We start from the raw sequence: 21,705 nt of genomic DNA, 5'->3' as shown, positions 1-21,705 counted from the left end.
CGCACTCCCGTTACGAGATGCGGGTGGTCCTTGTATGATGACAGCGGTCGCATCGCGGCACTCAACACCGTGCGCAGACCCGAAAAACGTTCCGCATCGACCCGATTCGCCATGCCACTTACAGAAAAAATGACCGCATCGCAGGCCGTCGATCAACTCCGTTTCCGCCGCATCCTTCGCCGCAATATCGCGCTGCCTCTGGGCGTCGGCCTCGTCACGATGGCGCTGTTCGTCGGCTTGATCGCGTATCTCGTGTCGACGATGACCTGGGCCGAGCACTCCGAGCGCGTGATCGGCGACGCCAACGAAATGCTGCGGCTCGCGGTGGATCGCCAATCGTCGATGCGCGGCTTTCTGATCACCGGTAACGAGAGTTTCCTCGCGCCGTATGAAAACGGCGGCCCGAAATTCAAGGCACAGCTCGAAGCGTTGAAAAAGCAGGTCGCCGACAACCCGCCGCAAATCGAGCGGCTCAAGCAGATCGAGGCCTTGCAGGAGCGTTGGAGCCGCTTCGCCGAACAGATCATCGACGCGCGCCGCCGCAACCAGGACTATGAGAGCGCGATCGCAGCGGGGCGCGGCAAGCTCGAATTCGACCAAACGCGCCGCGAATTCGGCGATTTTCTCGACGTCGAATTGCGCTTGCGCCAGCAGCGCATCGAAGCGACGCGCAACGTGACGGCGACGCTGCTCGGCGTGTTCCTGCTGTTCAGCCTCGTCGTCAGCGGCCTGCTAGCGTGGCGAGGCCGTCGCGAACTGCTGGACCTGTCCGGGACCTACGACGACGTGCTGCGCCGCCAGGGCGAACAGACCGCGCTGCTCGAGCAGCAGGTCTGGTTGCGCTCGGGCCAGCGCCTGCTCGCGGACAAGGTCGTCGGCCAGACGAGCGCGCCGCTCGTCGGCCGCGCGATGCTCGAGTTTCTCGCCCAATATCTCGATGCGGTCGTCGCCGCGCTGTACGTGCGCGACAGGCAGAGCGGCACGCTGCGCCGCATCGCCGCGTACGGATATAGCCGTGACAGTGAGCAGACGGCCGCTCTGAGTTTCGAGGAGGGTGAAACGCTGGTCGGCCAGGCCGCGCGCTCGCGCCGCACGCTGGTGCTGCGCGACGTGCCGGCCGATTACGTGCGGGTCGTGTCGGCGACGGGCAGCGGCGCGCCGCGCAATCTCCTGATCCTGCCGATCGACAACGATGGCCAGGTCAACGGCGTCGTCGAAATGGGCTTCCTGCGCGAGGTGACGCCGCGCGACGAAGAGTTCATGGAGCTGATCCGCCACAGCATGGGCGATTTTCTCGAGGCGGCGCTGTATCGCGAACGCCTGCAGGATGCGCTCGCCGAGACGCAGCAGTTGAACGAGGAGTTGCAGGTCCAGCAGGAGGAGTTGCGGGTCTCCAACGAAGGGCTCGAGGAACGCGGCCGCGCGCTGTTGGAATCGCAACGGCGCCTCGAAGCGCAGCAGGCCGAGCTCGAACAGACCAACGTGCAACTCGAGGAATACGCGCACCGGCTGGAGCGGCAGAAATCGGATCTGCTGCGCGCGCAGAACGATCTGGCGGCCAACGCGGAGCGCCTCGAACAGTCGAGCCGCTACAAGTCCGAGTTCCTCGCGAACATGTCGCACGAATTGCGCACGCCGCTGAACAGCTCGCTGATTCTAGCGAAGCTGCTGCAGCAGAATCGCAGCGGCAATCTGACCGACGAGCAGGTGCGCTACGCGGAAACGATCTACGCGTCGAACAGCGATCTGCTCGTGCTGATCAACGAGATTCTCGACCTGTCTAAGGTCGAGGCGGGTCAACTGACGGTCGAGCCCGAAACGGTGTCGATCGAGGCGACGCTGCAATCGCTCGAAGAAATGGTTCGTCCGATCGCGGCGACCAAGCACTTGCGTCTCGCCTTCGACAAGTTGCCGGGCACGCCCGATACGTTCGTCACCGATGGCCAGCGGCTCGCGCAGATCCTGCGCAACCTGCTGTCGAACGCGGTGAAGTTCACCGAGAGCGGCGAGGTCACGCTAGAGGTCGCCAAGGTCGAGGACAACGTGCTGCGCTTCGACGTGCGCGATTCGGGCATCGGTATTCCGGCCGACAAGCTCGACATGATCTTCGAGGCGTTCCAGCAGGCCGATGGCTCGACGAGCCGTCAATATGGGGGCAGCGGCCTCGGGCTGTCGATTTCGCGCGAGTTCTCGCGGTTGCTGGGCGGGCGCATCACGGTGGCGAGCGAAGTGGGCAAGGGCAGCGTGTTTTCGCTGTGGCTGCCGCTCGATGCGCGCGAGGCGCGCGCGAGCGCGGACGGCGCGACGACGAGCGTCGCCGCGCCGAACGCGCTGAACGCGGGCATGGGCGCGCAGACGACGGCGGAAGCGCCGTTGCTGCGCCCGCCGCTCGACGCCGCGCCCGCCGCGGTGATCTCGCCAGCGAATGGTCTGGCAAGCTGGGCGCCGCCCACCGCGTCGCGCGAAGCCATGCTGCCCGGCACCGCCGAGCCCGCCGCCACGTCGATAGCCGACGATCGCGACAATCGCACCCGCGCGGGCCGTCTGATCGTCGCGGTCGAAGACGATCCGCCGTTCGCTGCGATTCTGCGCGATCTCGTGCACGAACTCGACTTCGACTTCGTGCACGCGAGCGATGCCGCGAGCGGCCTCGCGCTGGTGCGCGACATGCGGCCGGCCGCGGTGCTGCTCGACGTCGGTCTGCCGGACCGCTCGGGCCTCACGGTGCTCGAATGGCTGAAGAACGACCCGCTGACTCGCCACATTCCGATCCATATCGTGTCGGCCACCGATCACGCCGACAAGGCGCTGCATCTCGGCGCGATTGGCTACACGCTGAAGCCGACCGCGCGCTCGACGATGGAGGCCGCGATCCGCCGCCTCGAAGCGCGGCTGCAACAGCGCCTGAAGCGCGTGCTGGTGATCGAGGACGACGCGCCGATGCGCGAAAGCATCCGCGCGCTGCTGCAAAGCGAGAACACCGAGATCGTCGCGGTCGCGACGCTCGCCGAGGCGTTCGAGCAACTGTCGGCGCTGACGTTCGACTGCGTCGTCACCGATCTCGCGCTGCCGGACGGCACCGGCTACGATCTGCTCGAACGGCTCGCCGCGAACAGCGCGCATGCATCGCTGCCGGTGATCGTCTACACGGGCCGCATGCTGTCCGACGAAGAGGAGCACCGGCTGCGCCGCTACTCGAAGTCGATCATCATCAAGGGCGCAAAATCGCCGGAGCGTCTGCTCGATGAAGTCACGCTGTTTCTGCATAGCGTCGAGTCGTCGCTCGCGCCGGAGCAGCAGCGCATGCTGCGCACCGTGCGGCAACGCGACAATGCGTTCGAGGGCCGCACGATCCTGCTCGCCGAAGACGACGTGCGCAACATCTTCGCGCTGTCGCACGTGCTGGAGCCGCTCGGCGCGAAACTGCTGATCGCGCGCAACGGCCGCGAGGCGCTCGACGAACTGCAGAACGGGCCGGAAGTGCATCTGGTGCTGATGGACATCATGATGCCCGAGATGGACGGCCTGACCGCGATGGGCGAGATTCGCCGCAATCCGCGCTTCGCGCATCTGCCGATCATCGCGCTGACCGCGAAGGCGATGGCGAACGATCGCACGCGCTGCCTCGAAGCGGGTGCCGACGACTACGTGTCGAAACCGATCGACGTCGACAAGCTCGTCGCGCTGTGCCGCGTGTGGCTGCGGCAGCGCTGACGGCGCGAGCGTTGGCACGGAAGCGAGAAACGCGATGAAACCGTCCGCATCTGAGGTACCGCACCGCATCAGCGATTTCGACATCGAGCTGCGGCTGCTGCTCGAGGCGATCTATCTGAAGTATCAGCACGACTTTCGCCACTACGCGATGTCGTCGCTGCGCCGCCGCCTCACGCAGGCGCTCGATGAATTCAACGTGGAGACGCTGTCGCAATTGCAGGACCGCATCATGCGCGACGGCTACGAGTTTTCGCGGCTGTTCCGCTACCTGACCGTGCAGGTCAGCGACATGTTTCGCGATCCGTCGTATTTCCTCGCGCTGCGCGAGCACGTGCTGCCGCGTTTGCGCACCTATCCGTCGATCAAGGTGTGGGTCGCCGGATGCGGCACCGGCGAGGAGCTCTGGTCGCTGAAGATCCTGTTCGACGAGGAGGGTCTCACCGAGCGCACGCTGTTCTACGCGACCGACATCAACCCCGACGCGCTCGCGCGCGCGGAGGCGGGCATCTACGCGCTCGAACGCATCCAGGGCTTCACGCAGAACTATCTGGCGGCGGGCGGCACGCGTTCGCTGTCGGACTACTATCATGCAGCGTATGGCGGCGCGCGCTTTGCCGGCTCGCTGAAAGAGCGCGTGGTGTTCGCCGATCACAGCCTGTCCACCGACGAAGTGTTCCTCGAAGCGCATCTGGTGTCGTGCCGCAACGTGCTGATCTATTTCGATCGCGGCTTGCAGGATCGCGCGTTGGGGCTGTTCGAGAACGCACTGGTGCGGCGCGGCTTTCTCGGCCTGGGCAGCAAGGAAACCCTGCGGTTTTCACATCACTACCCGGCGTTCGACGAGTTTCGCCCGGCCGAACGCATTTATCAGAAGCGTTAGCGAGGTCGCGATGCCACGCTCGACCAGTCAACCCCCGCCCACCCACGCCGCCGACGCCAGCGCCGCCGCGCGGACGCGCGCGCGGCGCGGCTATCAACTGGTCGTGATCGGCGGGTCGGCGGGCGGCATCGAGGTGTTCAACGTGCTGCTCGCCGCGCTGCCCGCGCGCTTCGCGGCAGCCGTGATGATCGTCGCGCATCTGCCGCCCGATTCGCCGAGCTATCTGGTGCCGGCGATCGCGCATCGCTGCGCGCTGCCGGTGCTCGAACCCGATGCGGGGGAGCCGATCCTGCCGGGCCGCGTGTATGTCGCGCCGCCCGGTTATCACATGCTCGTCGAAGTGGACCGCACGGTCGCGCTGTCGACCGCCGCGGCGGTGCGCTTCTCGCGGCCGTCGATCGACGTGCTGTTCGAATCGGCCGCCGCGGTGTACGGCGAGCGGCTGCTCGCGATCCTGCTGTCCGGCGCCAACGACGACGGCGCGCACGGGCTCGAACGCGTGCGCGCGCTCGGCGGCACCGCGTGGGTGCAGGACCCCGGCAGCGCCGGTGCACCGGAGATGCCGCGCGCCGCGATCGAGCGCGGCGCGGCCGACGCGATCTACAATCCCGCAACCCTGGCGAAGCGCCTTGCCGCGCTGCCGACTTCCCTCTGATCCGGTGCCATGACGAACTCACCTGTGAAAATCCTGATCGTCGACGACATCGTCCACAACATCACCGCGCTGGAAGCCTTGCTCGCGCGGCCCGACGTCGCGGTGCTGGTCGCCGACTGCGGCACCGCCGCGCTCGATCTGCTGCTCAAGCACGAAGTCGCGCTGGCGATTCTCGACGTCAATATGCCCGGCATGAACGGCTTCGAGCTGGCCGCGCTGATGCGCGGCAGCCCGCGCACGTCGCACGTGCCGATCATTTTCCTGACCGCGACCGCCCAGGACGCGTCGCGCACGTTCCGCGGTTACGAGGCAGGCGCGGTCGACTTCCTGTACAAGCCGTTCGATCCGCGCATCCTGCAGTCGAAGGTCGACGTGTTCGTGCAGCTGGAGCAGCAGAAGCGCCAGCTCGCCGCGCAACTGGTGACGACGCGCCAGATGCTCGAAGCGAACGAGATGCTGATGGCGGTGCTCAGCCACGATCTGCGCACGCCGCTCGGCGCGGTGCTGGCGTCGGCGGAATACCTGATGCGCACGGCCGCCGACCAGCAGGCCGCAACCGTCGCCTCGCGCGTGAAGAACAGCTCCCTGCGCATGGCGCGGATGGTCGATCAGCTGATGAACCTCGCGCGCCTGCAAGGCGGACGTCTGCCGTTGCAGCCGCGCTCGATCGAACTCGCGACGCTGTGCCGCTCGGTCATCGACGAATTCGCATCGCAGAAGAGCGGCAAGCAGATCGTGTTCGCCTGCACCGGCAATACGGCCGGCGCGTGGGATACCGATCTCGTGTGGCAGGCGGTGTCGAATCTCGTCAGCAACGCGCTGCATCATGGGGCGTCGGAGGGCGATATCGGCGTGGAGGTCGACGGCGACGCCGAGGATTGCGTGCGCCTGAAGGTGTCCAATCGCGGCACGATTCCGGCGGAGGTGTTTCCGCATCTGTTCAAGGCGTTCGTGTCGAACGGCAACGGCGCGCGCTCGCGCGAAGGGCTCGGGCTCGGTCTGCATATCGTGCAGCAGATCGCGCGCATGCATGGCGGCGACGTCAGCGTCGTATCCACGGACGAGTCCGGCACGACCTTTACGATCGAATTGCCGAGGACGGTGGCGTTGCAGCGGGGGGCGCTTACCCGGCGATAAAGCATCGCCAGGCCGGCGATCACGCCGGTGGGCCACCGCGTGCCCGCTGTGCTACGCTTGCCGCAACCCAATTCACGCAGCGCAAGCACGAATCCCCATCATGCGTTCCTGGCGCCTCGCATCACCGCAGCGCAGCGGTCAGATCAGCACCGCGCTCGCCACCGATCTCGTCATGGCGATCTCCCACCCGGATGCCGACGCGCTCGCCGCGAGCATTCTGCTGACGGTTGGCGAATCGTTGTCGCTGCCCGTCTCGCAGTGCACGATCTTCGCGTATGAGTTCGACGCGCGGCCCCGTACGGTGTCGGCGGCCGACCATCGCGGCGGGCATTTTCTGCGCGACGTCGCCGAACGCTACGCCGCGCATTTCTATGCGCTCGACGGCAATCGCGCGATCATCGGTCCATCGAACCACAGCCGGCGCACCGCTTCGCGCGATGCGCTGGTGCTGCATCAGCAGCGCGGCGACGAAATCGAAAACGAAGCGTACCGCGCGGCCTGCTACGCGCAGCCGAACGTATCGGACCGGCTGTCGTTGCTCGTGCAGCCGGCGGATAGCGTGTGGCTGTCGATCAACCTGTATCGCGACCGCGCGTACGGCGTATTCGCGCCGGGCGAACTGGAGCGGATCGAAAGCGTCGCGCCGCTGTTCGCGGATGCGGCGAAGGGCCAATACGCGCTGAACGGGCAACATCAGCTGGGCACCGGTGCGGCGATGCTCGCACGCGTGCGGCGCGCATGTCCGACGCTGACGCCGCGCGAGCTCGACGCGTTGCGTGGCACGCTCGATGGCGCGAGCGCGGCCGAGATCGCCGGGCAGATGGGCGTGAAGCCAGCAAGCGTCGTCACGTACCAGAAGCGCGCGTACGCGCGGCTCGGGATTTCTAATCAGCGGCAACTGTTCGCGTTGTGTATGCAGCCCTAGCTGCACATCTGTCGAAACTCGCGCCGAAGCGCGCGTCGCATCGCGCTTCGAGTCCGCTTCAACTCCGCTTACCCCGCGCCTCGACCTGCGTCTCCCGATCCCAGCGTTTCAACCACGGCATCACGAAATCGGCGAAGCCGTCGGCCGATGGCGACAGCGCACGCTCGGTCGACCGATACACGCACACCTCGCGAATCGTTTCAGGATCGACGATACGCTTCATCACGAGCCCGAAGGTCCGCGCGAGCGGTGCGACATAGGCTGGCGCGAGCGTGACCGCCAGCCCTTGCGCGGCGAGGCCGAACGCGGTGGTCACGTTGTCGACGACATCGACGGGAATGATGCGCGCCTCGACCGGCAGATTGGCGAGCATCTGGTCGACCGCGCGCTCGTGGTCGCGGCCGGTCGCGACGATCGGCACGTCGCGCAGATGCTGCCACTGCACGCGGCGGCGCGCGGCGAGCGGATGCGCGGCCGAGCACCACATGACCCACGGACTCGCGAACGCGGGCTCGGAGCGCACGCGCGGCCCGCTTTGCCGGTCCGGGCCGATCGCGAGATCGATGTCGCCGCTCTCGACGCGCTCCACCAGTTGCTCGACCACGGTATCGCAGACGCGCACGACCACCTTCGGCTTGTCGCGCGCGTATTCGGCGATCGCCGCGGGCAGCGCCGTCGACGCGATAACGAGCGGCGCGCCGACCCGCACGATGCCGGCCGCGCGGTTGCGGATATCGTCGGCGGATTGGGCGGCTGCGCGCACGTGGCGCAGCACCGATTCGGCCGACGCCAGAAAGTCCTGCCCCGCGCTGGACAGCGCGACGCGCCGCGTGGTGCGATCGAACAGCCGGAAGCCGAGCTCCGTTTCGAGTTCGGCAAGCAGCTGGCTGACCGCCGACGAGGTCAGCCCGAGCCGCTGCGCCGCCGCGCCGATGCTGTGCAGATCGACGATGGCGAGGAACGCTTCGAGTTGACGGATCGAGACGCGGGTAAGAGGCATACGATCGATTCTAAAGAAAAACTTACGAATCGTGAAAAATCGATTGATTGTGCGCGGCACGCCGACGACCGACACTCGTGCGGGTCGACTTAGCCCGGCAAACCCGCTTAGACTCAAGGTTTGCCCTGTCGTCCCGAGGCGCGCGGACGACCGCTACAACAGGCCTGCAGAGGCCGTCTTCAAGGACCCGTCATGTTCGACCATATTCCCGCCTATCCGGGCGACCCGATTCTGAGCCTGAACGAAGACTTTCAGCTGGACCCCCGGCCGAACAAGGTCAACCTCAGCATCGGCATCTATTTCGACGACGCCGGCAAGCTGCCGGTGATCGACGCGGTGCGCCGCGCCGAAACCGCGCTGCTCGACGCGATCGGCCCGCGCTCGTATCTGCCGATGGCGGGTCTGCCGCTCTATCGCGACACCGCGCAGGCGCTCGTGTTCGGCGCCAACAGCGCGGCGCGCGCCGAAGGCCGGATCGCGACGCTGCAAACGCTCGGCGGCTCGGGCGCGCTGAAGGTCGGCGCCGATTTCCTGAAGCGCTACTTCCCCGGCTCGCAGATGTGGATCAGCGATCCGAGCTGGGAAAACCATCGCGTGGTGTTCGAAGGCGCGGGCCTCACGGTCAACACCTATCCGTACTACGACGCGCAAACGGGCGGCCTGCGCTTTGCCGAAATGCTCGCCGCAATCGACGCGCTGCCGGAAAAGAGCATCGTGCTGCTGCACGCGTGCTGCCATAACCCGACGGGCGTCGATCTGAGTCCGCCGCAATGGGCGGAACTGGTGCCGGTTTTGCAGCGCCGCAAGCTGATCGCGTTCGTCGACATGGCCTACCAGGGTTTCGGCGCGGGCCTCGAAGAAGACGCCGCGCCGGTGCGGCTGCTCGCCGACGCGAACGTGGCGCTGATCGTCGCGAACTCGTTCTCGAAGAATTTCTCGCTTTACGGCGAGCGCGTCGGCGCGTTGAGCGTGGTCTGCAAGAGCGCCGACGAAGCGGCGCGCGTGGCGGGCCAGCTGATGTCGGCGGTGCGCGCGAACTACAGCAATCCGCCGACGCACGGCGCGCGCCTCGTCGCCAACGTGCTCGCCGATGCGACGCTGCGCGCGTCGTGGGAAGCCGAGCTCGGCGCGATGCGCGAGCGCATTCTGGCGATGCGCAAGGTGATCCACGCGGGGCTCGACGGACGCGTCGATGAAGTGATGCGCGCGCGCTATGTCGCGCAGCGCGGCATGTTCACGTATACGGGCCTGTCCGAAAGCCAGGTCGAGCGTCTGCGCAACGAATACGCGGTGTACGTGCTGCGCTCGGGCCGCATGTGCGTCGCCGGGCTGAACGCGCGTAACGCGGACTATGTCGCGTCGTCGATAGCGGCGGTTGTGTCGGGCGCCTGAAGCGGTCCAGCGCTCGGGCCGCTGTTGCGGCACGCGCGAATATGATGGGCGGCGCGCACGGGCGCGCCGTCACAACGACAATCATGGAGACACCGACGATGGCCACGACCCTCGAAGCGCAACCCGCGAGCCCGCCCAGATCGGCCGCGATGCATCCGGACGAATGGCAGGCGCGCGTGCAACTCGCCGCCTGCTACCGGATTTTCGATCTGCTCGGTTGGACCGAGATGATCTACAACCACATCACGCTGCGCGTGCCCGAAAGCGTCAGCGGCGCCGAGCGCCAGTTCCTGATCAATCCGTTCGGGCTGCACTACAGCGAAGTGACCGCGAGCAATCTGGTGAAGATCGACGCGCAGGGGCGCGTGCTCGACGGCTCGCCGTATCCGGTGAATCCGGCTGGCTTCGTGGTGCATGCGGCGATTCACGAGGGCTTGCCCGACGCGCACTGTGTGATGCATACGCATACGACGGCGGGCGTCGCGGTCGCCTGCCTCGAAGAGGGCCTGCAGCAGACCAACTTCTATAGCGCGCAGTTGCACGACCGGATCGCGTATCACGACTTTGAAGGCATCACGATTCATGCGGAAGAGGGGCCGCGGCTGCTCGCGCATATCGGCGACAGGCAGGCAGTGATCCTGCGCAACCACGGTCTGCTATCGTGGGGCCGGACGTTGCCGCAGACCTTCGCGATTCTGTGGACGCTGAATCGCGCGTGCGAAGTCCAGGTGGCGACGTTCTCGATGGGCCGCGCTCGGCCGGTGCCGGAGGAGGTCGCGATTCGCTGCTCGCGCGACGCGCTGCAGTTCGATCCGCGCCACGGCGCCGGGCAGGACGTGTTCGATGCGCTGGTGCGGCGGGTCGACCGGATCGATGCGAGTTTCCGGCAATGATTGAAGCCACGCGTCAAAGAGCGCGACAATCAACGCTGCAATAATCACAGCAACAGGCAAGGATTCAGGCGATGAAAGTAGCGATCTACGGCGCCGGCTCGATCGGCGGCTGGATGGGAGTGAAGCTCGCGCAGGCGGGCCATCGGGTCAGCGTGGTCGCGCGCGGCGCGACGCTCGACGCGGTGCGCCAGCATGGTCTGCGGCTGATCGAAGGCGGCGTGATCTACGCCGAGCAGGTGAAGGCGAGCGACAAGCCGGCCGATCTCGGCGTGCAGGAACTCGTCGTGATCGCGGTGAAGGGCCCGGCGATGGCGACCGTGGCCGCGCATATCAAACCGCTGCTCGGCCCCGAGACGATCGTGCTGACGGCGATGAACGGGGTGCCGTGGTGGTTCTGCGACGGCCTGGGCGGCGAACTCGCCGGCCAGCGCCTGAAGACGATCGATCCCGACGGCGCGATCACCGCCGCGATCCCCGCCGCGCAGACGGTCGGCTGCGTCGTGCATGCCAGTTGCCTGATCGACGCGCCCGGCGTGGTCCGGCATCACCAGGGCAACGGACTGATCGTCGGCGAGGCGTCGGGCAAGCCGAGCGAGCGTATCGAGCTGCTCGCCGCGCTGTTGCAGGCGGCGGGCTTCCATGCAACGGCTTCGGCGCAGATCCAGCGCGACGTGTGGTTCAAGCTGTGGGGCAACATGACGATGAACCCGGTCAGCGCGATCACCGGCGCAACGACCGACCGGATCCTCGGCGACGAACTCGTGCGCGGTTTCGTCACGCACATCATGCTGGAGGCGAAGGAAATCGGCGCGCGCTTCGGCATCCCGATCGACCAGGCGCCCGACGACCGTCACGCGGTCACGCTGAAACTCGGCGCGATGAAGACATCGATGTTGCAGGACGTGCAGGCCGGCAAGGCGGTCGAACTCGATGCGCTGGTCGGCGCGGTGCGCGAACTCGGGCAACTGACGCGCGTGCCGACGCCCTATACGGATGCGTTGCTCGGACTCGCGCGGCTGCATGCGAGTACGTTGGGCTTGTATCCGAGGCAGTGAGGTCGGTCTGCCAGCGCCCGTTTTGTTGTGATGGCTGTAATTCCCTCGCACTGCTGCGGCATTGCCGTTACCGCCTCTAGCGAACCGCCTCCAGGGAGGCGGTTTTTTTGCCCGCGCTAGGCCGTGGCGGCAACCGGCAGCTTCGCCGCTTCGATCAACGACAACGCGCGCCGCGAGTCGTCGAGTTCGGTCAGGCACAAGAGCGCGAGGCGCGCGAGATACAGCGACGCCTGCGCCTCGCCTTCGTGGGTCAGCGTGTTGCACAGCGTCGTATAGACGAGGTCGAGATCGGAATCGGTCATGATGTCGAAGGTCCTTGCGCGTTAGTTCTGCCGTGTCAGCGTGGCATCGAGCGCGCGCAGAACGGCCGCCGCGCTGCCGTTGCGCCAGCGCGCGAGTACGTGGCCGTCGGGGCGGATCAGATAGACGGTGCCGGGCCGTGCGTCGAGCATGTCGTGCAGGCGGCCGGTTGGGTCGATCGTTCGAGGGCTGTTTGCCGATTGCGCTTCGGCCGTGACGATATCGATCAGGTTGAACGGAACGCCTTGGTGGGCTAGCGTGCTTTGCAGTTGCCGCCACGCGTCACCATCGTTCGCGAGGTCTGCGTCGAAGCGCAGCGCCGTGAAGCACGGTCCGAGCAGATCGGTTAGATGAATGCCGAGCCGTGCGCCATCTTGCGATTGTTTGAGCAGCCTGCTCTCGGGCAGCACGGTACCCGGCGCGGGGCCGCGATCGAACGCATCGGCTCCGTCGCCTGCGAAGTTCAGCGGCGATTGCCGATACGCGATCGCATGCGTCTGGCGCGGATTGATCAGCGGCCGCACCGCCGCATGCCTTTCGGCGAGCCCGAGCACGGCCGTGCGCAGCAAGTCGAACGCGAAGGTCGGCGGCGCCATGAATTCGGTACTTTTCATGCCATAGCTCAGGTTCTCGCGCGCCGCGTACACACGTTCGTCGCTATAGCTATCGAGCAGCGCTGGCGACGCGCTGCCATTGATCACGCAGCCGAGCTTCCAGCCGAGATTGTCGGCGTCGTCGATGCCGGAGTTCGCGCCGCGCACGCCGAAGATCGGCACCAGATGCGCGGCGTCGCCCGCGAATAGCACGCTGCCATGCCGATAGCGTTCGAGCGTCAGCGCATTGGCCTTGTAGATCGTGATCCAGATCGGCGACCAAGCGCCGGCTTCGCCCATCGAGTCGAGCAAGTTTTGCACGCGCGGTATCACGTTCCCGGGCAGCACGGCGTCGTCGGGGTCTTCGTCGTCGCGTAACTGATAGTCGATGCGCCACACGTTGTCAGGCTGCTTGTGCACGAGCACCGTCGAGCCCGGATTCGACGGCGGATCGAAGTACGCGAGCCGTTCGGTCGCCCGCGTGCTGTCGAGTTCGATATCGACGATCACGTAGCGGCCTTCGTAGGTCGTGCCTGTGAGCTTCAGCCCGAGCAGGTCGCGGATCGTGCTGCGTCCGCCGTCGCAGGCGACGACCCAAGCAGCGTCCATCTGCCAGCTTTTGCCTTGCGGATCGGCAGGATCGGCGCTGCGCAAGATCAACGTCGCGCCGCCCTGCGGCCGTTGCTCGAGGCCCGTCACACGCGTTTGCCAGCGCACGTCGATCAGATCGGCGTGCCGTTCGATCTCGTCGAGCAGCAACTGCTCGATCTGATACTGCGCGATATTGATCATCGGCGGTAGCGACTGCTCGTCGTCCTGATGCATCGCGAAGCGGAACACCTCGGTGTCGCGATAGAAACTGCGCCCGCCGGTCCACGCCAGCCCCTTTTGCAGAAAGCCGTCGACGACGCCGAGCCGCTTGAAGATTTCGAGGCTGCGTCGCGAGATGCAGATCGCGCGGCTGCCGGTGCACACGCTGTCATCCGCCTCGATCAGCACCGAGCGCACGCCCTGGCGCGCGAGCGCAAGCGCGAGCGTCATGCCGACCGGACCGCCGCCGACGATCGCGACGGCGCGCGCTTGTGGATCGCGTCCGTCGATGAGCGGCGGCACCGCGGCCGGATAGCGGCGCGGGGCGAACGGATAGGGCTTGAACGGGCGGGTCATGCGTGTCTCCAGTTTTCTTGCGTTATCGGTCCAGTATGCGTCAGCGTTCGCGCGCGGCTGTCCTCATTTTGGGTACAACGCCGCGCGCGAACGTGACGAGTGGTAGAGACCGGGACCTTCGCCGCTCGTTAGCCGTCCAGGCAGGCGCGCAAGCTCCGCGCGAGGTGGCCCGCTTCACCTGCATTGGCGATGTTTGCGAAGCCCATCACAACGCCACGCGGCGTGCGACGGGTGCGACCATTCGCGTACCAGACCGAGAGCGGCAGAACGGCGAGCCCCGCTTCGCGGGCGCGCGCCGCAACCGCGACGTCGTCGACCGGGCCATCAGGGCCCTCGACGAACTGTGCCGCGAACTGGATTCCCCCTGGCGGCAGTTCGACGCTCAGCCGTTCGCCGAACGCCTGCTCCAACGCGCGCACGATCAGCACGCGCCGCTCGGCGTATAACGCACGCATGCGCTTCAGATGTCGCGCAAAATGCCCCCGCTCGATGAAGTCCGCCAAAGCGGCCTGCAACAAGGTTGGCGATCCGGCGTTCATGCTGCGCGCCACCCGCCCGACGCGCTCGACGGCCCGCTCCGGCACCACCGCATACGCGAGCCGCAAGCCGGGAAACATCACCTTGCTGAATGTGCCGCAATAGATCACGTGATCGTGACGATCGAGGCTCTTCAATGCCGGCAATGGCCGGCCCAGATAGCGGAACTCGCTGTCGTAATCGTCTTCGACGATCCAGCTGGACGCTTGCTCTGCCCAGCCCAGCAACGCCATGCGTCGGGGGAGCGATAAGGTGTGCCCGAGCGGGCTCTGGTGCGACGGCGTGACCACCGCGAAGCGCGCCTGCGCATCCAGCCGTATGCCGTGTTCGACGTCGATCCCTTCTTCGTCCACCGGCACTGCGACGAGCTGCACGCCGGTTTCGGCAAGAAAACCGCGCGCGAGCAGATAACCCGGATCTTCGTACCACACGCTGTCGTTCGGGCGGGCGAGACTGCGCAACACGAGCTCGAGCGTCGCACGGTAGCCGCCCGTCACGAACACCTGGTCCGGCAGGCAGGTCACCCCGCGCGACAGCCCAAGATACGTGGCGATGTGTTCGCGAAGCGGCCGGTAGCCGGCAGGATCCGGGTACGCGAGCATCGAGCGCTCGCCGCTGCGCGCGCGATGCGAAACGAGACGCTTCCAAGCCTTGACCGGAAACGCGTCAAGCGCGGGCAGCCCGGGTTGCAACGGCCGGGGCTCGCCGCTCATGGCGGCGGCAATGGCAAGCTGGCGCGGCGCCGGTTGAGCGCCGTGCGATTCGCCTGGCGTCCGAGGTGCGGTAGCCGCTTTTACGCTCCGCGTGCCGTCCGAACTCTTTGTGCTTTGCGTACGCGAGCGCGTCACTGAAGCTGGCAGCGAGGGCGACACGAACGTGCCAGCCGCACCGCGCATCTGCAGGTAGCCTTCGTCGACGAGGACCGTATACGCCAGTTCAACCGTGCCGCGCGCCATGTTCAGTTGCGTAGCGAGGCTGCGCAGCGCGGGCACGCGATCGCCTGGACGCAGATGCCCTGCGGCGATCGCGGTTCTGAAGCGCGCGCAGATCTGCAGGTAGATCGGCAACTGGAGCTGCCGATCGATATCGACGGTGAATGCGGTAGGCGGTAGGGTCATCACGGTCTTGCCGGCAAGCAGACCGGAATCAGGATGTCCTGGTCCGATCGACAATTCTTGGCACTTTTCGATAGTTCATGATCTTCTCACAATAGCCTCACACGATGCGACGGCGGCGAGTTCTTCCCGCGATGCAACGGCCGCCAGCCGCCTGCCCGTGTCAACTGACTCTCATCTGGAGGATGCGCCATGAAGATCGTCGTAATCGGTGGTTCCGGCCTGATCGGCTCGCGCCTCGTCACGCTGCTCGGCGAGGCGGGTCACGAGGCATTTGCTGCGTCGCCGCGTACCGGTGTGAACGCCGTGACGGGGGAAGGTCTGAGCAACGCGCTAGCGGGCGCGGACGTCGTAGTGGATGTGGCGAACGCGCCTTCCTGGGAGCCTCAGGCGGTGCTCGACTTTTTCCGCACCTCGACGCGCAACCTCGGCAAAGCCGAAGTGGCTGCAGGGGTACGCCATCACGTCGCGCTTTCCATCGTCGGCTGCGACCGCACGCCGGAAAATGCGTATTTCGTTGCCAAGGTCGCGCAGGAAGAGGCGATTGAAGCGGCGGGCGTGCCCTATACGATCGTGCGCGCGACCCAGTTCATGGAATTCATCGGCGCTATTGCTGATTCCGGCACAGAAGGCGGGACGGTGCGCGTTGGGGACGGACTGTTCCAGCCGATAGCCGCGGATGACGTCGCAGCGATCCTCGCGCAGGTCGCTCTCGCCACGCCACTGAACGGTACAGTCGATATCGCGGGCCCGGACCGTGAACCGTTTGCCGCCATCATCAGACGTTATCTGAAGTCTGTCGGCGACCCGCGCCCTGTTGTGACGGATCAAGGTGCCCGCTATTACGGCGGCCGCGTCGAGGAAAAGTCGCTCGTACCGCTCGGCGACGCGCGGATTGGCCGCGTGAGCCTGGACCAGTGGCTGGCGCAAACTGAAAAGGGGTGATTTCAGGTCGATGCGAAACCAGAATCAGCATGTCTGCGTTTTGCTTGATATTGGCTATCGACTCGGGTGGCGTTGAAGCCGAGCGGAAAATTTCCTGGGCAAAGCATGGGCCGGATCGACACGCTGGTCAACAACGCCGGCATTTACATTGGAAAGCCTTTCGCTCAATACACCGCTGAAGACTACGCGGCGGTGACGAACGTGAACATGGCGGGTTTCTATCACGTCACGCAACTCGCCATCGCCGAAATGGAAAAGCAATCCAACGGGCACGTGGTCAGCGTGACCGCCAGTGTCGTCGACGCTGCGGTCAGTGGTGTGTGTTCGGTACTGGCAGCCCTGACGACAGGCGGGCTGAACGCCGCCACGAAGTCACTGGCGATCGAGTACGCGAGGAAAGGAATTCGCGTGAATGCGGTCGCGCAGGAGATCATCAAGTCGCCGATGCACGCGCCGGAAACACGTGAGGCGCTGGGCGCCTTTCATCCGCTGGGGCGCATGGGCGAGATGAGCGATATCGCCGACGCGATTCTCTTACTTGAATCCGCACCGTTCATCATGCGAGAAATCCTGCACGTCGACGGCGGTCAGAGCGCCGGTCGCTAGCCTTCCTCGGGCACCGTAAGCCGGTGCCCTTTCGTCTCCCGATAGCGAATACAGCATTCGCCAGGTCCCGGGATCGTGCCTTGCACGTCAAGCGCCTTTTTGCGGATCCTTTCTCGGTCAGTGGCGTGAATCTGTTCGAGAACCGGTATGAGGTGAAGACGCGGTCCCTCACTGATGTTTGTTCGAGCTTCCGCGGTGCCAGTGCAGCATCCGGGCCGACGAGCTTCCACCTCGGTTGGAAAAACGCGGTTTCCCGACCGGTGGACGATCCCGCATCGACGTTTATGCCGCTCGCTTCGCGAATACATCCTTGAACACGGGCATCGCCGAAAAGACGTTCGGCCAGCCTGCGTAAAACGCGAGCTGCGTCAGCATTTCGGACGCCTCGTCCTTCGTCAGACCGTTGTCCATGGCACGGCCGAGGTGATACGGAATCTGAGCGACCTGACCGCTGGCAACCAGGGCGCTCACCGTGACCAGGCTCCGGTCGCGTGGAGCGAGTCCTGGACGCAGCCAAAGGTCGCGGAAAAGCACATCGGTCGTGTACTGAACAACGCCGGGAGCGACCGAGCCGAAGCTTTGCTCGACCGCCAGCGCACGCTGTTGCTCTGCGACTTCGTTCAGTGGTAGCGGCTCGACATCGGCCCGAGGGATCTGATCGATACCGATGCCACGTTCATCGAAGATACACTTCGCGACGACAGCCGCTGCGGTCGCATTTCCCCAGCCGGAATAGAAGGCGAGGTGCGTGATCATTTCCGAAATCTCGGCAGGCTTCACACCGCTATCCAGCGCCAACCGGAAATAGAACGGCATCTCGATGGTCTGGTTGCGGGCGATAAGCACCGACAGCGTCACGATGCTTCGGTCTCGGGGTGACAGTTGCGGCCTCTTCCAGAGGCCGCCGAGCACGGTCTGGTTCGTATGACGCGCGAATGCCGGAGAAACGGGAGTGAGATCAATTTGTGACAATGAATCTTGCATGTTTCCAGTCCTTTCCATTGAGGTACAGGCAGCGAAGATAAGCGCCACGCCTGTCGCCGTAACGACGCGCGCCAGCAGCCGCGTTCTGGATTTGCGGCGCACAAAAGTGCACGCGTGCGGCCTCATGAACCGCATTACACCTGCTCGCCGCTGCCGAGGTACTGCTCGTCCGTGACCTTCTCCAGCCATTCGACGTTCTTGCCGTCGAGCGCTTCCTGAATGGCGATATGTGTCATCGCGGTCGTCGAAGTTGCGCCATGCCAATGCTTGTGGCCAGGCGGGCACCAGATCACGTCACCAGCCCGGATTTCGACGCGCGGCTCGCCTTCGCACTGGGTCCAGCCACAGCCGGCCGTAACGATCAAAGTTTGGCCGAGCGGGTGGGTGTGCCAGTTAGTCCGCGCTCCCGGCTCAAATGTGACGCTCGCGCACGAAACGCGTGCCGGCGGAGGCGGAGCGTTCAGCGGGTCGAGTCGCACCGTGCCGGTAAACCACTCTTCAGGGCCTTTCTTCGAGGGCTGGGAGCCCGCACGTTTCAATTCCATGACTGTTCCTCGTCGGTATCGTCGGGGTGATATGCCACTGCTGCTAATCTAACTCCTGGCAATTGATGCGACTAGATCGCAATATCGGCATGCCCTTATGCCGTGGAGGATTAATTGAAAGAGGATTTCAACGATCTGGTCGGCTTCATGAACGTCGCGCGTGAGCGCAACTTCACGCGGGCGGCCGCGCAACTGGGAGTCTCGCAGTCGGCCTTGAGCCGGACGGTTGCCGGCCTTGAAAAGCGGATGGGCCTTCAGTTACTGATGCGCACTACCCGGAGTGTCTCGTTGACGGAGGCAGGCGAACGGCTACTGGCGGCGATTGCACCGCGTTTTCAGGAAATCGAAGCGGAGGTCGATTCTTTGCGCGCGATGACGAGCCGCCCAGGCGGAACTGTCCGGATCACGACCACCGACTACGCGGCAAACTCGTACGTTTGGCCGCGTCTGCAACCGTTGCTGCGCCAGTATCCGGACCTGAAGATTGAATTGATCAATGACTACGGGTTAGCCGACATCGTCGCGGATCGGTACGACATCGGCGTGCGGCTAGGCGACCAGGTGGCCAAAGACATGATCGCGGTGCGAATCGCGCCTGACATGACGATGGCAATCGCGGGCTCGCCAGGCTACCTGCAATCGACCGCACCGGCGAAGACGCCGCAGGATCTAACGCTGCACAACTGCATCAATCTCCGATTGCCAACGCGAGATTCACTGCTGCCGTGGGAGCTACGGAAGGGGCGGCGAGAACTGCAGGTGCGGGTCGAAGGGCAGCTCACCTTCAATAGCGTCTACCAGATGATGGACGCAGCGCTTGGCGGGTTTGGGCTCGCGTACGTGCCCAAAGACCTGGCTGAGATGCACGTCCGGGCGGGGCGCCTGAATTGGGTGCTGGAAGACTGGTTTCCCACGTTCGTCGGACATCACGTCTATTACCCTGGTCGCCGCAAATCATCCCGGGCAGTCGAGCTTGTAGTGGACGCATTGAAGAGCGGTTATCAGCGTCGAGCGCAGTGACCGGCAAATGGCGATCACGACGCAGATTTTCACCACTCCGGTCACGGCGTCAGCCCACCCGGCCTCAGCCGGCGCTGGCCGTCTGCGACGGCTGCCGCATGGGCTGCCCAGCCGTCGCCGCGTGACATGCCTCGATCATCGCGCGGAACGTCGGCGACGCATGCAGCTCCCCGCCCGCATCGAGTTCGACGCTGCCGTCCGGCGCGTCGCCGACGCCGACGCCGACAACCAGCGTCGCGCGTGGCCGCCATTCGCGCGTGCGCCGCAGCATGTTGCGCAGGTACAGCGGCGACTCGGGCGCGTCGAGCGACACGATGCAGATGATCGATGTGTCCTTGAAGCTCGGCTCGTCGGCGCGCGCACTGCGATAGCCCGAGTGCGTCGCCATCAGCGGCGCGAAGCCCTGGCGGTTCAGCAGTTGCACGGCGATCGCGGTCGTCACTTCGTCGAACGCGCCGCGGCCGGGCACGCACAACACTGCGGCTTTGCCCGCTCCGTCCGGCTGTTGCGAGCGCGTGAGCAGATCGCTGCGGTATCGCTCCGTGGCACCCGCGCCCGGCGACGCCAGGTCCGGCGCCCCGGCAAGCAGCGCGTTACCCGCGTCCGCCGGTTCGGCAGGCGACAGCGAATCGCGCAGCCCTTCGGCGATATCGAGGTTCTCGACGATATCGACGAGCGCGTCGTTGATCCGCTGCAACTGGTCGGGCATCAGCACGCCGCGCTGCGCGTCGTTGCGCGCGAGCCGCAGGCCTTCGAGCGCGACCTTGTCGTAGTAGTCGATCAGCGACATCTCGCGCAGCAGCCGTTCGGCCTGCACGATCGCCTCGTGCGGATCGTCGGCGAGCAGGCGCTGATAGAAGTTCTGCGCGGGCGTCAGCGCGGGCTGATCGCCGAGCAGCACGGTCAGGAAGTTGAGCCGGTCCGCGTAGCGCCCGAGCGTGACGACGCACAGCGTGAGCGGCGTCGACAGCACGAGGCCGATCGGCCCCCACAGCCAGCTCCAGAAAATCGCCGCGACCACGACCGCGAGCGGCGACAGGCCCGAGCGATGACCATACAGCAGCGGCTCGGCGATCTGCCCGGCGACCACGTCGACGACGATGAACAGGATCAGCGTGAGGACCGCCATCGTCCATTGCGGCTGGATCGCGGCTGCGAGAAAGAATGCGAGGATCGCCGCGATCCAGATGCCGATGTACGGCACGAAGCGCAGCAGCGCGGCGATCACGCCGAACAGCAGCGCCCCCGGTACGCCGATGATTGCGAGCCCGATCGCGATGATGCCGCCCGCGCTCAGATTCACGCCGAGCTGCGCGACGAAATAGCGTGACAGGCGCCCGGCGGCGTCGTTGATCGCGGTAGTCGTGCGGTGCAAGTCGCGCGAACCGAACAGGCTGATCAGACGGTCGCGCAAATCCTCGCGCTGCAACAGGATGAAGATGGTCACGACCAGCACGATGAAGGTCGTCTCGATCGGCGCGATGGCCGGCGTCAGCGCGCGCTGCGCAAGTTGCACCGGCGTCGGCGCGGGCTCGTGCACCTCGACCTGTTGCGGCACCTGCGGCGCGTTGCGCGCGGCGCGGCCGGTCGGGCGCGGCGGCGCGGGGCGCGATGGCGCCACGCGCTGCAGCGCGCTGGCAGCGCTGCTCATCAGGGAGTCGGCGCGGCCCACGGTCTTTTCCTGCACGGTTTCGATCTTCTGCTCGATCGCTTCCTGGTACTGCGGCAGCGCGTCCGCGAGCTGCACGAGCTGCGCGCCGATCAGCGCGCCGACCGCGAGCAGCGAGGCGAGAGCGAACAGGACCGCGATGAAGATCGACGGCAACTGGCCCATGTGCAGACGCCGCAGCATCTGCACGAGCGGCGCGAGCAGGAAGCTCAGCAGCACCGACAACGTGATCGGAATCAGTACCTCCCGCCCGAAGTACAGCCCGCACACGACCACCACGCCGGTGATCAGCGACACGAGGCCATGCAGGCCCGGCGTGCCCGGCGGGTAAACGCGGTTGGGCCGCCCATGCGGCGGCGGTAGCGATATTTTCATGTAAGCAGAATTCCGGTTGGGACGTGTTGACGGCCGAGCGGAGCACTGGTCGTCAGCAAGACAGATGCCCGAATTGTAGGTGGTTTGGCGGGGTGGGGTGCTCTGCCACGTCGCGGCGAGCGGTAAGAGGCCGATTCAGATCGCCGGCCGCGCATCGTCTGGTTCCTGGAGGGCTGGTACGACGTACGCCGCCTGCAC

17 protein-coding genes and 1 pseudogene are annotated in these 21,705 nt (G+C 65.7%); 11 read left to right on the top strand and 7 right to left on the bottom strand.

The features are described 5' to 3' along the window. Positions 1–129 precede the first annotated feature (129 nt). The 5 genes from OKW45_RS07150 (at position 130) to OKW45_RS07130 (ending at position 7,311) form a co-directional block, all read left to right on the top strand. On the top strand, positions 130–3,714 hold the full coding sequence (locus OKW45_RS07150) for a response regulator (protein ID WP_429469291.1): 3,585 nt from the start codon (positions 130–132) through the stop codon (positions 3,712–3,714). 34 nt (positions 3,715–3,748) lie between these two features. Next, the gene (locus OKW45_RS07145) at positions 3,749–4,594 is read left to right on the top strand and encodes a CheR family methyltransferase (protein ID WP_429466831.1); all 846 of its coding nucleotides are present in this window, start codon (positions 3,749–3,751) and stop codon (positions 4,592–4,594) included. A gap of 10 nt (positions 4,595–4,604) precedes the next feature. Next, positions 4,605–5,249, top strand: coding sequence for a chemotaxis protein CheB (locus tag OKW45_RS07140; protein ID WP_429466830.1), 645 nt, complete (start codon positions 4,605–4,607; stop codon positions 5,247–5,249). Positions 5,250–5,258: 9 nt separating this feature from the next. Then, positions 5,259–6,386, top strand: a complete 1,128-nt coding sequence (locus OKW45_RS07135; protein ID WP_429466828.1) for a hybrid sensor histidine kinase/response regulator — start codon at positions 5,259–5,261, stop codon at positions 6,384–6,386. Between the two features lie 100 nt (positions 6,387–6,486). Beyond that, a complete protein-coding gene (locus tag OKW45_RS07130) occupies positions 6,487–7,311 on the top strand; it encodes a helix-turn-helix transcriptional regulator (RefSeq protein ID WP_429466826.1) in 825 nt (274 codons plus the stop codon). Between the two features lie 58 nt (positions 7,312–7,369). On the opposite strand, the gene OKW45_RS07125 is transcribed toward OKW45_RS07130, so the two are convergent. Further along, the gene (locus OKW45_RS07125; RefSeq protein WP_429466824.1) at positions 7,370–8,311 is read right to left on the bottom strand and encodes a LysR family transcriptional regulator; all 942 of its coding nucleotides are present in this window, start codon (positions 8,309–8,311) and stop codon (positions 7,370–7,372) included. Positions 8,312–8,503: 192 nt separating this feature from the next. Here OKW45_RS07125 and OKW45_RS07120 point away from each other — a divergent pair, with 192 nt between their 5' ends. The 3 genes from OKW45_RS07120 to OKW45_RS07110 all read left to right on the top strand — a co-directional run bounded on the left by OKW45_RS07120 (position 8,504) and on the right by OKW45_RS07110 (position 11,651). Next, positions 8,504–9,703 (top strand): amino acid aminotransferase, encoded by a 1,200-nt coding sequence (locus OKW45_RS07120; RefSeq protein ID WP_018425239.1) that lies wholly within the window; start codon positions 8,504–8,506, stop codon positions 9,701–9,703. Positions 9,704–9,801: 98 nt separating this feature from the next. Continuing rightward, entirely contained in the window at positions 9,802–10,596 is a 795-nt protein-coding gene (locus tag OKW45_RS07115; protein WP_026226665.1) for a class II aldolase/adducin family protein, read from the top strand. A gap of 71 nt (positions 10,597–10,667) precedes the next feature. Continuing rightward, positions 10,668–11,651, top strand: a complete 984-nt coding sequence (locus OKW45_RS07110) for a 2-dehydropantoate 2-reductase (protein WP_429466822.1) — start codon at positions 10,668–10,670, stop codon at positions 11,649–11,651. A gap of 116 nt (positions 11,652–11,767) precedes the next feature. On the opposite strand, the gene OKW45_RS07105 is transcribed toward OKW45_RS07110, so the two are convergent. The 3 genes from OKW45_RS07105 to pdxR all read right to left on the bottom strand — a co-directional run bounded on the left by OKW45_RS07105 (position 11,768) and on the right by pdxR (position 15,366). Continuing rightward, positions 11,768–11,953 carry a hypothetical protein gene (locus OKW45_RS07105; RefSeq protein ID WP_184009777.1) on the bottom strand — a complete coding sequence of 62 codons (186 nt, stop codon included), beginning with the start codon at positions 11,951–11,953 and terminating at the stop codon, positions 11,768–11,770. Positions 11,954–11,974: 21 nt separating this feature from the next. Further along, positions 11,975–13,711, bottom strand: coding sequence for an FAD-dependent oxidoreductase (locus OKW45_RS07100; RefSeq protein ID WP_429466820.1), 1,737 nt, complete (start codon positions 13,709–13,711; stop codon positions 11,975–11,977). A gap of 128 nt (positions 13,712–13,839) precedes the next feature. Further along, positions 13,840–15,366: a MocR-like pyridoxine biosynthesis transcription factor PdxR gene (pdxR, locus tag OKW45_RS07095; protein WP_429466819.1), complete on the bottom strand. Its 1,527-nt coding sequence runs from the start codon at positions 15,364–15,366 to the stop codon at positions 13,840–13,842. A gap of 189 nt (positions 15,367–15,555) precedes the next feature. Between pdxR and OKW45_RS07090 the strand changes: the two genes are divergently transcribed. Both OKW45_RS07090 and OKW45_RS07085 read left to right on the top strand, forming a co-directional pair. Beyond that, positions 15,556–16,308 (top strand): SDR family oxidoreductase, encoded by a 753-nt coding sequence (locus OKW45_RS07090; RefSeq protein ID WP_429466817.1) that lies wholly within the window; start codon positions 15,556–15,558, stop codon positions 16,306–16,308. 108 nt (positions 16,309–16,416) lie between these two features. Continuing rightward, positions 16,417–16,914, top strand: a pseudogene (locus OKW45_RS07085) (SDR family NAD(P)-dependent oxidoreductase); the annotation flags it as partial. 282 nt (positions 16,915–17,196) lie between these two features. On the opposite strand, the gene OKW45_RS07080 reads toward OKW45_RS07085, so the two are convergent. Together OKW45_RS07080 and OKW45_RS07075 are read right to left on the bottom strand one after the other, a co-directional pair. Then, complete coding sequence (locus OKW45_RS07080) at positions 17,197–17,898, bottom strand: carboxymuconolactone decarboxylase family protein (protein WP_429466815.1); 702 nt, start codon at positions 17,896–17,898, stop codon at positions 17,197–17,199. 134 nt (positions 17,899–18,032) lie between these two features. Continuing rightward, the gene (locus tag OKW45_RS07075; RefSeq protein WP_429466813.1) at positions 18,033–18,443 is read right to left on the bottom strand and encodes a (R)-mandelonitrile lyase; all 411 of its coding nucleotides are present in this window, start codon (positions 18,441–18,443) and stop codon (positions 18,033–18,035) included. A 114-nt stretch (positions 18,444–18,557) separates the two neighbouring features. Here OKW45_RS07075 and OKW45_RS07070 point away from each other — a divergent pair, with 114 nt between their 5' ends. Beyond that, complete coding sequence (locus OKW45_RS07070) at positions 18,558–19,463, top strand: LysR family transcriptional regulator (RefSeq protein ID WP_429466811.1); 906 nt, start codon at positions 18,558–18,560, stop codon at positions 19,461–19,463. A gap of 64 nt (positions 19,464–19,527) precedes the next feature. On the opposite strand, the gene OKW45_RS07065 is transcribed toward OKW45_RS07070, so the two are convergent. Next, a complete protein-coding gene (locus tag OKW45_RS07065) occupies positions 19,528–21,507 on the bottom strand; it encodes an AI-2E family transporter (protein ID WP_429466809.1) in 1,980 nt (659 codons plus the stop codon). Between the last annotated feature and the right edge of the window lie 198 nt (positions 21,508–21,705).

This window comes from Paraburkholderia lebeckiae (genome assembly GCF_050436225.1).
Lineage (GTDB): Bacteria > Pseudomonadota > Gammaproteobacteria > Burkholderiales > Burkholderiaceae > Paraburkholderia > Paraburkholderia tuberum.
The sequence above is the reverse complement of the archived record's forward strand: the minus strand, read 5'-3'. Positions and strand labels throughout refer to the sequence as shown.